This window comes from Prochlorococcus marinus CUG1417 (genome assembly GCF_017695975.1).
Lineage (GTDB): Bacteria > Cyanobacteriota > Cyanobacteriia > PCC-6307 > Cyanobiaceae > Prochlorococcus_A > Prochlorococcus_A marinus_AG.
On sequence record NZ_JAAORN010000001.1, the window covers coordinates 278,485 to 294,106 of the forward strand.

General features: G+C 33.0%; 17 protein-coding genes. 6 read left to right on the top strand and 11 right to left on the bottom strand.

The features are described 5' to 3' along the window. The first annotated feature begins 1 nt into the window (after nucleotide 1). Entirely contained in the window at nucleotides 2-577 is a 576-nt protein-coding gene (gene rdgB / locus HA140_RS01510; RefSeq protein WP_209039444.1) for an RdgB/HAM1 family non-canonical purine NTP pyrophosphatase, read from the top strand. Between the two features lie 2 nt (nucleotides 578-579). Here rdgB and HA140_RS01515 read toward each other — a convergent pair whose 3' ends face one another. From HA140_RS01515 to fabI, 3 genes are all read right to left on the bottom strand, one after another. After that, the gene (locus HA140_RS01515; protein ID WP_209039445.1) at nucleotides 580-2,064 is read right to left on the bottom strand and encodes a carotenoid oxygenase family protein; all 1,485 of its coding nucleotides are present in this window, start codon (nucleotides 2,062-2,064) and stop codon (nucleotides 580-582) included. Nucleotides 2,065-2,136: 72 nt separating this feature from the next. Continuing rightward, nucleotides 2,137-2,742 carry an imidazoleglycerol-phosphate dehydratase HisB gene (hisB, locus tag HA140_RS01520; protein ID WP_209039446.1) on the bottom strand — a complete coding sequence of 202 codons (606 nt, stop codon included), beginning with the start codon at nucleotides 2,740-2,742 and terminating at the stop codon, nucleotides 2,137-2,139. 21 nt (nucleotides 2,743-2,763) lie between these two features. Continuing rightward, a complete protein-coding gene (gene fabI, locus HA140_RS01525) occupies nucleotides 2,764-3,546 on the bottom strand; it encodes an enoyl-ACP reductase FabI (protein WP_209039447.1) in 783 nt (260 codons plus the stop codon). 104 nt (nucleotides 3,547-3,650) lie between these two features. Between fabI and HA140_RS01530 the strand changes: the two genes are divergently transcribed. Continuing rightward, nucleotides 3,651-4,244 (top strand): thioredoxin family protein, encoded by a 594-nt coding sequence (locus HA140_RS01530; RefSeq protein ID WP_209039448.1) that lies wholly within the window; start codon nucleotides 3,651-3,653, stop codon nucleotides 4,242-4,244. Nucleotides 4,245-4,297: 53 nt separating this feature from the next. Then, a complete protein-coding gene (locus HA140_RS01535; protein ID WP_209039449.1) occupies nucleotides 4,298-5,503 on the top strand; it encodes a DegT/DnrJ/EryC1/StrS family aminotransferase in 1,206 nt (401 codons plus the stop codon). On the opposite strand, the gene HA140_RS01540 is transcribed toward HA140_RS01535, so the two are convergent. Genes HA140_RS01540 through folK form a run of 3 tightly spaced genes read right to left on the bottom strand, consistent with a single transcriptional unit; the run spans nucleotide 5,488 to nucleotide 8,096 of the window. Continuing rightward, nucleotides 5,488-6,921 (bottom strand): cryptochrome/photolyase family protein, encoded by a 1,434-nt coding sequence (locus HA140_RS01540; RefSeq protein ID WP_209039450.1) that lies wholly within the window; start codon nucleotides 6,919-6,921, stop codon nucleotides 5,488-5,490. The two genes, HA140_RS01535 and HA140_RS01540, sit on opposite strands and share 16 nt — an antisense overlap. Then, nucleotides 6,918-7,481, bottom strand: a complete 564-nt coding sequence (locus HA140_RS01545; protein WP_209039451.1) for an NUDIX hydrolase — start codon at nucleotides 7,479-7,481, stop codon at nucleotides 6,918-6,920. The genes HA140_RS01540 and HA140_RS01545 overlap by 4 nt, the downstream gene beginning before the upstream one ends. A gap of 51 nt (nucleotides 7,482-7,532) precedes the next feature. Then, the gene (gene folK / locus HA140_RS01550) at nucleotides 7,533-8,096 is read right to left on the bottom strand and encodes a 2-amino-4-hydroxy-6-hydroxymethyldihydropteridine diphosphokinase (RefSeq protein ID WP_209039452.1); all 564 of its coding nucleotides are present in this window, start codon (nucleotides 8,094-8,096) and stop codon (nucleotides 7,533-7,535) included. 96 nt (nucleotides 8,097-8,192) lie between these two features. On the opposite strand from folK, the gene bchD reads away from it, so the two are divergent. Beyond that, complete coding sequence (gene bchD / locus HA140_RS01555) at nucleotides 8,193-10,325, top strand: magnesium chelatase ATPase subunit D (RefSeq protein ID WP_245156173.1); 2,133 nt, start codon at nucleotides 8,193-8,195, stop codon at nucleotides 10,323-10,325. 7 nt (nucleotides 10,326-10,332) lie between these two features. Here the strand turns inward: bchD and HA140_RS01560 are convergent, their stop codons facing one another. Both HA140_RS01560 and HA140_RS01565 read right to left on the bottom strand, forming a co-directional pair. After that, complete coding sequence (locus HA140_RS01560; protein WP_209039454.1) at nucleotides 10,333-11,178, bottom strand: MlaD family protein; 846 nt, start codon at nucleotides 11,176-11,178, stop codon at nucleotides 10,333-10,335. A 5-nt stretch (nucleotides 11,179-11,183) separates the two neighbouring features. After that, nucleotides 11,184-11,969 (bottom strand): ABC transporter ATP-binding protein, encoded by a 786-nt coding sequence (locus HA140_RS01565; protein WP_209039455.1) that lies wholly within the window; start codon nucleotides 11,967-11,969, stop codon nucleotides 11,184-11,186. A gap of 134 nt (nucleotides 11,970-12,103) precedes the next feature. Here HA140_RS01565 and HA140_RS01570 point away from each other — a divergent pair, with 134 nt between their 5' ends. Continuing rightward, a complete protein-coding gene (locus HA140_RS01570) occupies nucleotides 12,104-13,489 on the top strand; it encodes a gluconeogenesis factor YvcK family protein (RefSeq protein ID WP_209039456.1) in 1,386 nt (461 codons plus the stop codon). Here HA140_RS01570 and HA140_RS01575 read toward each other — a convergent pair. Genes HA140_RS01575 through HA140_RS01585 form a run of 3 tightly spaced genes read right to left on the bottom strand, consistent with a single transcriptional unit; the run spans nucleotide 13,486 to nucleotide 15,114 of the window. Further along, nucleotides 13,486-14,016: an NAD(P)H-quinone oxidoreductase subunit J gene (locus HA140_RS01575; RefSeq protein ID WP_209039457.1), complete on the bottom strand. Its 531-nt coding sequence runs from the start codon at nucleotides 14,014-14,016 to the stop codon at nucleotides 13,486-13,488. The genes HA140_RS01570 and HA140_RS01575 overlap by 4 nt on opposite strands. Then, nucleotides 14,016-14,747, bottom strand: coding sequence for an NADH dehydrogenase subunit K (locus HA140_RS01580; protein ID WP_245156174.1), 732 nt, complete (start codon nucleotides 14,745-14,747; stop codon nucleotides 14,016-14,018). Before HA140_RS01580 ends, HA140_RS01575 begins: the two co-directional genes overlap by 1 nt. A 4-nt stretch (nucleotides 14,748-14,751) precedes the next feature. Then, complete coding sequence (locus HA140_RS01585) at nucleotides 14,752-15,114, bottom strand: NAD(P)H-quinone oxidoreductase subunit 3 (protein WP_011817786.1); 363 nt, start codon at nucleotides 15,112-15,114, stop codon at nucleotides 14,752-14,754. A gap of 77 nt (nucleotides 15,115-15,191) precedes the next feature. On the opposite strand from HA140_RS01585, the gene HA140_RS01590 reads away from it, so the two are divergent. Next, nucleotides 15,192-15,620, top strand: coding sequence for a rubredoxin (locus HA140_RS01590; RefSeq protein WP_209039458.1), 429 nt, complete (start codon nucleotides 15,192-15,194; stop codon nucleotides 15,618-15,620). Nucleotides 15,621-15,622 lie beyond the last annotated feature (2 nt).

A 15,622-nucleotide genomic window follows, 5' to 3' on the forward strand; every position in this document is an offset into this window, starting at 1 on the left:
GATGAAAAGTTTATATTTAGCGAGTAAGAATAAAGGTAAAATTAAAGAATATAAGAAATTGCTTGCTGGAGTTAATTGTAAATTATTACTCCAGCCAGAATCATTAGAAGTTGAAGAGGATGGACTGACATTTAGAGATAATGCAATTAAAAAAGCGAGTGAAGTTTCGAAGAAAACAAATAATTTTTCAATAGCAGATGATTCAGGAATTTGTATTGAAGCACTAGATGGTAAGCCTGGTATTTACTCATCTAGATATGCAGAAAATGATCAGAAGAGAATTGAACGAGTTTTAAAAGAACTTGATGGAGTTCAAAATAGAAGTGCTTTCTTTATTGCCAATATTTGTGTTTGTTCCCCAGATGGTGAAGTGATTATTGAATCTGAGGCCAAATGCCATGGCAATATTATTTTAAACCCGAGAGGAAAAGGTGGTTTTGGGTATGACCCAATTTTTGAGGAGAGTTCTACCAGATTAACTTTCGCAGAAATGAATAATGATATTAAAGACTCTTGTAGTCATAGAGGTAAAGCATTAAAAAAAATGATTCCAGATTTAATTGAAATCTTTTCTTAAATTCAATTAATCCAAGATCCATGAAGGCCATGAGGAATTGAAATGGGTAATTCATAAACAGCTAATTCTTTTAAGTCTTTTGCGTCTAATATTACTAAATCGCTTCCTCTTCTTTCTCCATTCCACAGAAGTATAAATAAAAATCCCTCATCTTCTTTTGAAGATTTTTCTGATGGAACCATAATTGGTTCACTTACGAATCCACTTGGACCTGCTGACCAAGAAATCTCTTCCTTAGAAGTTAAATTTATTTTTTTTATTGCTTGAAGTGGAGCGTTCCCCAGCTTTTGAGATGTGCTTGCCATCCAACTAAAAGTTGCTTTTAATCCTAAGTTTTTAGGATTAACAACAGCAAATTCACAGCATTGTTCACTTAAAGTTTCAAGTTCACTAGTTTTTCCCTTTAGATCGATAATTGATCTTTTCAGTTTTCCTTCTGGATATTTATCAAAGTCAATATCCCTAAAATTCTCATCTGGACCAACTGATGGGAAATCATCATAAAAAATACTATCTAATACGATTTTGGAATCTTTTTCAAATGCATTTACATGATGAAAAACGAATCCTTCTGGAGCATCTATTGTTAACGGTGGCTGACCTCTAAATAATCCACTTTCTCTGGGGATGATAAAAAACTTTGCCTTTTTGTTGGGGTTTGACTTTAGACATTGTGCTGCACCTCTTTGACCCATTACGAATGGGAGAGGATTGAAATCAATGGCATTCTGTAGAAATATTGCCCAATTAGTTGTAATTGCGAAATCATGAAGGAATGCAAAACCATTAAAGGTATCTTTTCTGTCAAAGATGAGCTCTCCAGAATTTGTACCAGCATTATTAAATTCCATTAATCTGATGGTACTTTTTGGCCCCGTTTGCACTCCAAAAGTGACTAGAAGTTCAGAAGATGCATTTGAGTTGAGGTCTGTTTTGGGATGAGCGCTGAATGCTTCGTTAGGCTTGAGCACCCCTTTTAATGTTGTTAAACCAATAGTGTCAAGACTATCAGGATCCATTGCATGTGGCCCGGCTGCTTCCCATAATGCGAGAATTTCATCTCCTAATTTAATGACATGAGTATTAGCGATATTCTTGAATTTTAGATCTAATGCATTATTTAAAATTCCTCCATTTTTTTGAGTCCCAAAAACACCTCTATAAATAAATTTATTTATTTTTTCCTCTTCCAAATAGCCTTTAGTTTTAACAAATCTATTTGTTAAGAATGGCTGACCATTTTCGAATTTTATGGATGTTATCATTCCATCACCATCAAATGGATGATGAACCCATTGCCCACCTCTCTCTAGTATTCCTGGTCCATTTCTTAATAATGTTCCATTTAAATTTTTAATATTATTACCTTTGCAAATTATTAGAGGCTCTTTAGTTAACTCTTTTTCTACATTTTTATATGCACTAGACCAATCTTCTTTATTAAAAATTTTAAATTTATCAATTTTTTTATCTTGTAAATTAGTCACAACAAAATAATCTCTATATCTATCTTCGCCAAAAATTAACTGAAATGTGGCTGATTCGAAAAAATTCCTATTTTATTGATTTTCTAACATTCCTTTACTGCTTGGAATTGAATCAGACCTTCTTAGATCTATCTCGGTAGCCATTCGCATTGCTCTTGAAAAAGCTTTAAAGCACGCCTCAACTATATGATGTGAATTGCTACCCCGTATTTGATTAATATGAAGAGTAATACCGCTGTTATTTACAAAAGCAATAAAAAACTCTCTTACTAGTTCAGTATCATAATTCCCTATTCTAGGGGCTTTTAATTGAAGATCATAAGATAGATGGGGTCTGCCAGAGCAGTCTAAAGTGACTTGAACTAATGCTTCATCTAATGGGGCAAAGAAATGTCCAAATCTGCTTATTCCTTTTCTTTCTCCCAAGGCTTTTGAAAATGCTTTGCCTAATGCGATTCCTACATCTTCATTTGTATGATGATCATCAATATGGGTATCTCCAATTGCTTTTATTTTTAAATCGAACAAACCATGACTGGATATTTGATGAAGCATATGATCTAAGAATGGTATCCCGGTATCAATCTCGGAAATCCCATTTCCATCTAAATTTATAAATACAGAAATATCTGTTTCATTCGTTTTTCTTTTTATTTCAAATTGCCTTAGAGATGACATTTTTATGCAAAAAAACTTAGTTTACATTCCATTAATGCAGTAACCCGCATCAACATAAATTGTTTGGCCTGAAATGCCGCTAGAGAGATCACTCAATAAAAAAGCAGCAGTATTACCTACTTCTTTTTGAGTGACTGTTCTGCGTAAAGGAGCCTTTTCTTCAACATTGTGAATCATATCTAAAATGCCACCTATAGCAGAACTCGCAAGTGTTCTTATAGGCCCAGCACTTATTGCGTTAACTCTGACTTGTTTTTCGGGACCAAGTTCTGCAGAAAGATATCTTACTGAAGCTTCTAAAGCTGCTTTAGCAACCCCCATCACGTTATAGTTAGGAATCGCCCTTTCTGATCCTAAATAAGTTAATGAGACAACTCCAGCACCATCACTAAAAAGTGGTTTTGCTGCTTTACATAAAGGCGCTAATGAATATGCACTTATATTAAGAGCCCTATCAAAGCCCTCTGAAGTGGTGGCACTATAATCTCCAATCAATTCATCGCGTCCTGCAAATGCTAAGCAGTGAACTAATCCGTCAATTTGCCCCCACTTGTCCTTTATATTTTTAAAGATTTCTTCAATTTGAGCTGGATTTTGAACATCTAGAGGCAAAAATAACGATGGGTTTAAAGGTTCAGTTAGTTCTCTAACTTTAGATTCGAATCTTCCCTTATCATCAGGCAAATATGTGATTCCAAGTTCTGCGCCAGCTTTTGAAAGTTGTTGAGCGATACCCCATGCTATTGAACGATTGTTGGCAATTCCTGTAACAAGAATTTTTTTGCCATTTAGATTTAGAAGCATTTTGTTTATTATTTCTATTATTCTCCTATATCAAAGTACCTATCTTTACGGATTACTGCAAAATATACAATAATTTTCAAATATCAAAGAATTTTTAATTGAACATGGTCAGAACAAATTCTATGGTTTTGGAATTAGGTTTTCTACTACCTAATTTTCAAATGTTAAATGCTAATTCTTCAAAAAATGAATATTTTAATTCTCATAATCTAGATAATCGGCATTTACTTTTAATGTTTATTTGTGCCCATTGCCCATTTGTTAAATATATTGAGAATCAAATTTTCACCTTAAGTAAAGAAATTGAAAAAACAGTTCAAACAGTTGCAATTTCTAGTAATGATATTATCACTCATCCTTCAGATTCTCCCAAAAATTTGAGATTACAAGCACAATCACGGGGATGGAGTTTTCCTTATCTATATGATGAAAATCAAAATTTTGCTAAGGAATTAAAAGCGGCTTGCACCCCAGATTTTTATCTTTTTTCAAATGAAGGAGAGGGTAATTTTTTATTGTTTTATCATGGCCAATTAGACGATAGTAGACCAGGTAATAATATCCCTGCATCTGGAAAAGATTTACGCTCTGCCGTAAAAGATTTAAATCAAGATAATCCTTATCCTTCAAATCAAATGCCTTCTTTAGGTTGCAATATTAAATGGACTCCTGGTAAAGAACCAAGTTGGTTTAAATAAATTAAAAAATTATTTTACCCATAGAAATATGGTTTAGGGTTAATATAATCACTATGCAGATACCTCCATTTACTCTAAATAGGCAGTACCAAGAAATTGGCTCAGAAATTGAGAGTGAGGTTTCTAAAGTTTTAAAAGGGGGCCAGTATATTGGGGGACAAGAAATTGCCAAATTTGAGGAGAGTTTTTCTAATCTGATTGGAGTTGAAAATACTATTGGATGTAATAGTGGAACTGATGCATTAGTATTAGCTTTGAGAGCATTAGATATTGGTGTGGGTGATGAAGTTATTACCTCATCTTTTAGCTTTTTTGCGACTGCAGAGGCTATAAGTGCAGTTGGTGCTAATCCCATTTTGGTAGATATAGATCCAGAAACTTATCTCATTAATACTGAACTAATAGAACAAGAAATAAATTCTAATACCAAGGCAATTATGCCAGTTCATCTATTTGGGAATGCAGTTAATATGTCCTTAATAAAATCTTTGGCCAACAAATATGACTTAAAAGTAATCGAAGATTGTGCTCAGGCAACATGCACAATGTGGGAAAATTACAAGGTTGGGAGTATCGGTGATATAGGTTGTTTTAGCTTTTTCCCTACTAAAAATTTAGGTGCTGCTGGAGATGGTGGAGCAGTAACAACTTCAGATCAGAAGATTGCCAAAAAAATTAGAGAACTGGCTGTTCATGGCAGCCCAATAAGATATCACCATACTCAAATTGGATATAACAGCAGACTTGATACCATTCAAGCTGCCATATTAAACATAAAAATTAAATATATTTCTAAGTGGATTAAGAATCGCCAAAAAATTGCTAATAATTACCTTGATTTATTAGAAGAAAATCCATTTATTAGTTTTCCAAAAATTAGCTCTGATTCAATTTTCCATTCTTGGAATCAATTTGTAATCAAATTAAGAAACGATAAATATTTGTTAAATGATGATTTTTCAAATTTATTTGATACTGATTACAAAAAATACTACTCCTTAAGGAATTTAGTAAAACAACAACTTTTTGAAAAAGGTATTAATTCAATTATTTATTATCCAATTCCGATACACGCACAAAAAGCTTACAAAAATAAAAATTTTTCCAGAACAAAACTCATAAATACAGAGAGAATTTGTACAGAAGTTCTTAGTCTTCCAATGTTTCCTGAAATTACTTATGAAGAGCAAGTTTTTGTAGCAGAAAGTTTGAATAAAGTTTTAAAGAATTGTATTGAGCAAATTCAAATTTCAGCATAAAGTGATTTAAATAATCTTTGTTGTATCTTGTGATTGACAATAGGGCTTGAATAATTATTTTTTTCTAAATTAGATATCTCCCCATTTAATAATTCTGAATTTGACACTTTAGATAATTCAGGAATCCAATATTTTATATATTCGCAAATAGGATCAAATTTTTTTGCTTGGGTATATGGATTAAAAATTCTAAGTGGTTTTGGATCCATACCGCTACTGGCGCTCCACTGCCATCCCCCATTATTTGCAGCTAAGTCTCCATCAACCAACGTCTCCATAAATTTTTTCTCGCCCATTTGCCAATTGCATATAAGATCTTTTACCAGAAATGAAGCGACTATCATCCTACATCTGTTATGCATCCAGCCAGTACTATTTAGTTGACGCATCGCAGCATCAACTATAGGAACTCCCGTCTCTCCGTTGGTCCAATGTTGAAACCATTTATTATTGTTTTGCCATGGAAAGTGATCCCATTTTTTTCTATATGGACCTTTCTCTAGCTGTGGGAAATGGAATAAACAATGTTGATAAAATTCACGCCAAACAAGTTCTTTTTGCCAAGTTTCAATTGATAGGTAATTTTCTTGATTTGCAAAATCTGAATTTAAATTTAATGTGGCGTTCCAAACTTTTCTAATGCTGATTGTGCCGAATCTGAGAGATGCACTTAGAAATGATGTTCCATTGTGGGAAGGGAAATCTCTTGCAGAACTATAAGAAAATAATTTTTTTTCATTAATGAAGTTTTCTAATAATGTTTCTGCAGCATTCTCTCCAGGTCTACATGGACAAATATTCGAACCAGTAAATTTGATATTTTTGATAAATTTCTCTAGAACCGAATCAGATGAATTTATTGTCTTATCCTTGAGTTTATTATCTATATCTTTAAACTGGAAATCAACTTTATCTTGTTCATATGAACCTAATAAATTCATTTTTGATTTAAGATTTTTATAAAAAGGTCCATAAACTGAATAAGGATTATTATTCCCTGAAAATATTTTTAAAGGTTCTACTAATATGTGATCCCAAGTTTCAATAACTTGAACATTTTGTTCTTTTAAATTTTTTGTTATTTGTAAATCTCGATTAATCTCATAAGGTTCAATTGATCTATTCCAAAAAACAAATTTAGCATCTATTTTTTTTGCTAGTTGAGGAATTATTAATACCGGATCTCCTCCTGCAATAACTAATCTACTACCCATTTTTTTCCAATTATTTCCTAATTCTTGTAGTGAATTTCCTAGAAACCAAGCTCTTGAACTTGCATTGAAATCATGTGAGTAATTATTATCAAATATATAAGTTGAAGTGATTGCATTTGACAATGAAAATGCTTTGATTAGAGCTTGATTATCAAATATTCTTAAATCCTTTCTATGCCAAAAAAGTATTCTAGGTTTATTCATGATTTATCTAAAAATTGTTTAGCTCTAAACCAAGCCGTCACGGTTTTTGCGTCAAGAATTTCATCTCCACTAGAAATAAGATTATCTAGTTCGTCTGGATCTAAAATTAATACTTCTATATCTTCATCTAAATCTCCTTTAACCTCGGAATTGAGTTTGTTTAAATCACGGGCCAAAAATAAATAAATTTCTTCATCTGCATATCCAGGAGCAGGGACAAGAGTTCCTAGTTCATCCCATTTGTTTGCACTGAATCCAGCCTCTTCTTGTATTTCTCTTTGAATTGAATTAATAGGTGTTTCACCTATTTCTAATGTACCTGCTGGGAATTCTAATAAATACCTTGCAACAGCAAATCTATATTGCCGAAGAATGATAACTTTATTGTCTTTTGTAATAGGTACGGCTAATGCTGCCCCAGGATGCTTGATGTATCCATATTCAGATTCATGTCCATTTGGAAGCTCAATTCTATTTATTTCGAAACTAAATTTTTTTGACTTTAACTCAGATATTTTTTCTTTAAAAATAGATCTTCTTATAAGGTTTTTATTGCCCATAATTTTTAAATAAAAATAGCCTAACAGTTATTTTTTGGTTTTGTAAAACATTTATATAGACCATTTTGGGGCATCAAACTTTGTGATTTTTTGGCTTCTACTTAAGATTTCAGATAGTGGCGTAATAACAAAATTCCGATTCATGAATCTAGGGTGAGGTAATGTTAATTCCACGTCAACCGTATGAAAATTTTCCCACCAAAGAATATCTAAATCGAGACATCTTGATAGCCATTTCTTGCCCTTTGGCGTCTCTTCTCGTCCGAAAAGTCTCTCTAACTTTTTTAGCTCTTTTAGAAGTGATTTAGCTTTTTTATTTGATGGTTTAGGAAAAGAATCACTTTTTACAAGTAATAAAGTATTTAAATAATTTGGCTGCTCATTTTCAACACCATGGGGTAATGTCTCATAAATTGAAGACCAAAAAAAGTTTGCATAAAATTTGCTTTTCTCTTCTTTTTTTTTGTTGGAACTATCTCCCCACTCATTTATTATTTGTTCTATTTTTGGTTTGCAAAGTAATAGTGACTCAAGAGGGCTTCCGAATTTACTATCAATATTTGCTCCCAGGGATATACATAGTCCATTTTTGATATTAAGATTTGATAATTCCACTACAAAAAACAAAGTTATTGGATAAATTCTATATCAGGCATTTTTAAAGTGATTTTGAACTCCGAGTTAAAAGAAAAAGGAGAAATAAAAGATTTAATGAATTCGAAGGATTCTTTTAGAGCTTTCCCTTTGGCGGCAATTACAGGTCATAGCTTATTGAAATTATCTTTGCTTTTGGCAGCAGTTGATCCAAGTTTAGGAGGAGTGATTATCGCTGGCGGGAGAGGTACTGGCAAGTCAGTATTAGCAAGGGGTTTGCACACTTTACTCCCTCCTATAGAGGTATTAGATAATGAATCAATACTGGAAACACTATCTAAGAAAAATAGTAATACTTCACTAAGACCTATTGGTAGGAACCTAGATCCAGATAAACCAGAGGAATGGGATATTAGTACTAATAAATTGTTAGAGGAGGCAATTGGAAGTAATTATTTGAATCAAATTGATGAAATTCCAAAAAAAGTAAAAGAGGCACCATTTATTCAAGTTCCTATTGGTATAACTGAAGATAGACTTGTTGGATCAATTGATGTCGCTGCCTCATTAAGTACGGGAGAACAAGTGTTTCAGCCAGGAATTTTGGCAGAGGCTCATAGAGGTGTCCTTTATGTAGATGATATAAATTTATTGGATGATGGTATTGTAAATTTAATTCTTGAAGCTACGGGAAGAGAGAAAAATAATATTGAGAGAGATGGTTTAAGCCTATCTCATCCTTGTAAGTCACTATTAATAGCAACTTATAATCCTGAAGAGGGTGCTTTAAGGGATCATGTTTTAGATCGTTTTGCAATTGTGCTTTCTGCAGATCAATCTATTGATAATGCTCAAAGAGTTGAGATTACAAAATCTGTTTTATTACACGCAGAAAATAATATAAAATTTTCAGAAAAATGGTCTGAAGAATCTGATAATTTATCCACTCAATTAATTTTGGCAAGGCAATGGTTAAAGGATGTCAAGATAACAAAAGAGCAAATAACCTATCTAGTTAACGAAGCTCTTAGAGGAGGAGTAGAGGGGCACAGGTCAGAATTATTTGCAGTAAAAGTAGCAAAGGCAAATGCAGCTCTTAGAGGAGATGAGAATGTAAATCCTGAGGATCTAAAAGTCGCAGTAAGATTAGTTATCCTTCCACGAGCAATGCAAATCCCACCTGAAGACGATGATGATATTCAACCACCCCCTCCAGAGGACCAGAGTCCACCACCACCTCCTCAATCAAACAATGATGAGTCTGAACCTGAGGCTAATGAAAATGATGATCATCAAGAGCAAGAACAAGAAGAAGATAATTCTAACGGGGAAGAAGAATCTACTCCCGAAATACCGGAGGAATTTATATTAGATCCTGAGGCATGTATGGTTGATCCGGATTTATTACTTTTTTCATCTGCCAAAGCTAAAGCAGGTAATAGTGGAAGTAGATCAGTGATATTTAGTGATAGTAGAGGAAGATATGTAAAACCTATTATTCCTAGAGGTAAAGTGAAAAGAATTGCAGTAGACGCAACTCTTCGAGCTGCCGCTCCTTATCAAAAATCAAGAAGATTAAGGAACCCTAATAAATCAATAATTATTGAAGAAAATGATTTTAGGGCAAAACTTCTTCAAAAAAAGGCTGGCGCTTTAGTTATCTTTTTGGTTGATGCAAGTGGCTCCATGGCTTTAAATAGGATGCAAAGTGCTAAAGGTGCAGTGATAAGACTTTTAACAGAAGCATATGAGAATAGAGATGAAGTTGCGCTTATTCCTTTTAGAGGTAATCAAGCAGAGGTCCTTTTGCCTCCAACAAGATCAATAACTGCTGCAAAAAGAAGGTTAGAAACAATGCCTTGTGGTGGAGGATCCCCTTTGGCACATGGACTAACACAATCAGCAAAAGTTGCAAAAAATGCTCTTTCAACAGGAGATATAGGTCAAGTTATAGTTGTAGGAATTACTGATGGAAGAGGAAATGTGCCATTAGGATTATCTTTAGGACAAAATGAGGTTGAAGAAAAAGATAATGAAAATGCTAATTTAAAACAAGAGGTTCTTGATATAGCTGCAAAATATCCCATGCTTGGGATAAAACTCTTGATAATAGATACAGAGAGAAAATTTATTGCAAGTGGATTTGGTAAAGAATTAGCAGAGGCAGCTCAAGGTAAATATGTTCAACTGCCAAAAGCTACAGATAAAGCAATTGCTGCTATGGCTTTAAATGCTATAAATGAATTCTAAATATTTCTTATGGATAAACTTCGTTTAGGAATTTTGAAAGTCCAATAGTTAAGTCTCTGATAGATTTAGTTAATTCTTTATCTTGTGTTAATTTTTCAAAATCATCACTCATATCATCTATTTTGCTTGAGATAGACCTTGCAGCATTTATTGTCAATTTAATGTCATTAAGAGTTTCTTTGTCATTGATAGTAGACAAAATATTATTTAAATGATTAGCGGCAATTGTTATTTCTTTTATTAGAGGTTCAACCCTTTCTATTTCTTTTTTAGATAAATAAATTAATTCATCAAGATTTTCTTGTGTTCTGTCAAATTGATCAACTGAGTTTACCAAGTTCTCTATTAAGTTTTCTTGATTTGATTCTTTTAAAAGTTGGCTTATTCTATTTGTTATGTTCGACAAGCTTGATAGTTGTTTACCTGTTATGGTATCTCCTTGACAAATAATTAATTTTGTATCGCAATTATCGGATGTGGGTTTTTCAATGTTTTTTGGAAGTGTTTTTTCACTAGTTTCTATAGCGACCTGGACATCCCCTCCGAGGAAAGAATTAGTTACGACCCTTGCAAAGGCTGGTCTAGGAAGAATAATTTCTGGACTGTTTAATACTATTTTTGCTTTTATTGATTCATTGGTAAATAAAATATCTTCGATTGATCCTACTAAAATTCCCCTATATGAAACAGGAGATTTTTTAGATAAACCGCTGGCATTATTGAACTCGGCAAATAAGTGCCAATTTTTTGAGGATAATCTTACTCCTCTTAGCCAAAAAGAAAAAAATGTGAATATTAAAATTCCTCCTAATAAGGAAAATCCAACTATTGAATCTCGTAAGCTTCTACGCATAATTGCTAAATGTCTTTGGGTTGCATTGGACCATCAAGTTTCCCATGTCTAAATTGAAATACATAGGGATCATTACTCTCTTTAAATTCATTAATAGAACCTGCCCATCTAAATTTGCCTCCATAAAGCATTAAAACTTTATCTGAAGTCCTCTCTATAGTACTAAGAACATGACTTACCACAATAGATGATCCGTTTGCTGTATTGTTTGTCTTATTAATTAAATCTTCAATTCTTGATGAGGCAATTGGATCAAGACCTGCAGTTGGTTCATCAAAAAGTAATAGAGGTTTACTATCTGAATTAAGAGTTTGATCAGTAATTAAAGCTCTAGCAAAACTTACTCTTTTTTGCATGCCTCCACTTAATTCATTTGGTAGTTTGTTCTCAACATTGAATAATCCTACCTGAGCTAAACATTCACTTACAATTTCATGGATAAGTTTTTTAGATAGTTTTTTATTCCTTTTAAGGAGAAAACCTACATTTTCTTCAATTGTTAAAGATCCTAATAATGCTGGGTTCTGAAAAACGAGTCTTACATCAGGAGGATTATTTTGGTCTAGTCTCAAATATGTTTGTTTTTGACCGAATATTTTTAATTCTCCTTTAGTAGGTAAAATCAGACCTGCCAATATTTTTAATATAGTTGATTTTCCTGAACCTGAGGGGCCAACTATAGCTAATTTCTCTCCTTGATTTAGTTCAAAATTAAGATTATTAAGCACATTAACTTTCCCCCAGCTTATTGAGAGGTCTTTTGTTTCAACAGCGTGCTTTGTTTTTTTCAAAACCTAGATAAAGAAAAATTCTTCTTCATCTATAATATTGCCTATTTTTAGAAATAAAAAAAGGATGTATGAATTTGATTTATAATCAATTTAAATAATTTTTAATTTGAAGATAATAATTAAAGAGGTTTTTAATGAATAAGCGCAAAAAAAGAGTTAGAAGATTGTACAAATACCATAAAAAGTATAACTTTCATCTATTGAATAAAATTTCAAGAATTTTGAGTTGGCTTTTGCCAGGACTGGTAATAAAAAGATGGATGCTTACATCTGCAATAGGATTTCTAACTTTATTATTGGGTCTGTCAATTTGGACAAATTTAAGCCCCCTTTATTGGTTTACTGAAATATTTTTTGGTTTATTGTCAGGCTTAACTAAAATCTTACCTGTTACAATATTGGGTCCATTAATTTCTGTCATTGGGATTATATTAATATGGATTGGACAAAATAGAAGTATTAATTCTATTCAAAAAGCGCTTGTCCCTGAAAAAAATACATTTTTAGTTGATGCATTAAGAGTTAAAAGTAAATTAAATAGAGGACCTAATATTGTTGCGATTGGCGGAGGTACAGGTTTATCTACTTTGTTAAAAGGATTAAAAAATTACAGCAGCAATATAACAGCAATTGTAACTGTATCCGATGATGGTGGAAGTAGTGGAATTCTTAGAAAACAATTAGGTGTGCAACCTCCAGGAGATATTAGAAATTGTTTGGCAGCCTTATCAAATGAAGAACCTATTTTAACTAGATTATTTCAGTACAGATTTTCAGAGGGAAGTGGTCTCGAGGGACATAGTTTTGGAAATCTATTTTTATCAGCTTTAACAACAATCACAGGCAGTTTAGAAAAAGCAGTTCAAGCCTCTAGTAAGGTTTTGGCTGTACAAGGTCAAGTTTTGCCTGCAACTAATATTGATGTTATGTTATGGGCCGAATTAGAGGATGGTGAAAAAATTTTTGGTGAAAGTAACATCAGCAAATCTAAAAAATTAATTTCAAGGATTGGTTATCTACCAGAAAATCCTGCAGCTCTCCCAAGTGCTCTTGAATCAATAAAAGATGCTGATTTGATTGTTCTTGGTCCAGGAAGTCTTTATACTTCTTTGTTACCTAACCTATTAGTGCCAGAGATAGTAGATGCTTTATTGCAAAGTAATGCTCCTAAAATTTACATAAGTAATTTAATGACTCAACCAGGAGAAACAGATGGACTTGATGTTTATCAACATATCAAATCAATAGAAAAACAACTTTCAAATTTTGGAGTTAATACTCGAATTTTTAGCGGAATCTTATCGCAAATCCAATTTGAAAGTTCTCCATTAATAGATTATTACGAAAGTAGAGGGGCGGAACCTGTTGAATGTAATAAAGAAAAATTATTATCTGAGGGTTATTATGTTTTGCAGGCACCCTTATATTCAAAAAGGATAACTCCAACCCTTAGGCATGATCCAAGGAGACTAGCAAGAGCAGTTATGTTTATGTATCGTAAACTAAAGAAATTAAATTAATAAGCATCTTGAAGTTCATAAAAGTCTGGCTGAATATAGTCTTTTCGCAATGGCCAACCTCTCCAATCTTCAGGCATTAAAAGTCTTTTGGGATTTGGATGGTCAACAAAATTTATTCCAAACATGTCATATGTTTCTCTTTCTTGCCAATCACTACCTTTAAAAATTTTATACAAACTAGGGATTGATAAATTCGAATCTCTTTTTAAAAAGACTTTTAATCTAACTTCTTTAATCTTTCCAATTTTTTGCAAGTCATCAACAGTTATAAAATGATAGAAACTTACAAGATTTTTCCCAGGCCCCTCATCATAGCCACCTTGACATTGGAGATAGTTGAAACCGTAATTTTTTAAGGCAGATACTGCTTCATATAATTTGCTTGGTTCCACAGAAATGTTTTCTATACCTAAGTGATCATTTGCTAAAGATTGATTTGGAATTCCATCCTTTGATAAATTTTGACTAACAAATCCACTTGCTTCTAAGGATAAATCAGCAGATTGGGCTATATCGTCTTTTTCCATTAATCTTCTTTAGTATCAAAAATTTCAGTTTTGGTATTTTCGGGAAATTCAGTTACTTTTTCTTTTTTGGAAGGGGGTATTACGTTGGCTGAAGTTTTGTTTAGATATTCACCTGTATTTTCTGAGAAAACGAGATTCATTTCGTGATCAGATGTTATGTATCTGTGAGTTTGTTCTGTTTTTGTGCGCTCTAATATTGATTCATTACCAACTTTTTTTCTTAATTTAATTACAGCATCAAAAATTGCTTCTGGTCTTGGTGGGCATCCTGGGAGGTATAAATCAACTGGTATCAATTTATCAACGCCTCTAACTGCAGTTGTAGAATCTGCACTGAACATTCCCCCTGTAATTGTGCAAGCACCCATAGCGATAACATACTTTGGTTCAGGCATCTGCTCATAAAGTCTTACAAGCGCGGGTGCCATCTTCATCGTTACTGTTCCTGCAACTATTAGTAAATCTGCTTGCCGTGGTGAGCTTCTAGGAACTAATCCAAATCTATCAAAATCAAATCTTGATCCAATTAAGGCAGCAAATTCTATAAAACAACAAGCTGTCCCATAAAGGAGGGGCCATAGACTACTTAACCTGGCCCAATTATGAAGATCGTCTAAACTTGTCAATATAATATTTTCGCTTAAATCTGTAGTAACTTGGGGCGCACCAAGAGGATTACAAGTTCCTTCTCGGATTTCTCTTATTGCTTTTGGGGATAATTGTGGATTCAATGTTTTAACTCCATTCTAAAGCACCTTTTCTCCATGCGTACGCAAGGGCAATAACAAGTATTGCAATGAAGATTAAAGCCTCAATAAAAGCTAATAATCCTAATCTATTGAAGGCAACAGCCCAAGGATAAAGGAATACTGTTTCAACATCAAATATAACGAAAACCAAGGCAAACATGTAATAACGAATATTAAATTGAATCCATGCTCCTCCAATAGGCTCCATTCCAGATTCATATGTAAGTTTTCTTTCCCCTGTTCTGCCTTTTGGGGCAACGATGAGATTAGTAACAAGAGCTAATACTGGAACAGCTGCAGCAATTAGAAGGAAACCTAAAAAGTATTCATAGCCAGTTAATAAAAACATCTTGAAAAATTAATTTTGAATAAAAGTCGCTTAATTAGGCAAAATCTTTTAAAGTTCTTAAAGAATAATAATAAACCGTGAGTGAAAACATTCAACCAGCCTCTGAGGAAAACAAAATAGTTGAAGATTTTGAGAAAGAGAAACTTTCTGAAAATCCCTCAGGAGTAAATGTTGAACAACCTACCTTTAATCTAGAACAAAATAGATTCGAATGTAGAAGTTGTGGATATATTTATGATCCGTCTGAAGGAAATAAAAAATTAAACATACCTAAAAATACTCCTTTTTCAGAGTTGGATGGGAATACCTTCGCTTGTCCTGTTTGTCGAGCCGGTAAAAATTTTTATAAAGATATAGGTCCTAAATCTAAACCTAGTGGTTTTGAAGAAAATTTAGTTTATGGGTTTGGGTTTAATAGTTTGCCTCCTGGACAAAAAAATATATTGATTTTTGGAGGTCTGGCGTTTGCGGCTGCTATGTTCCTTTCTTTGTACTCTTTGCATTAATA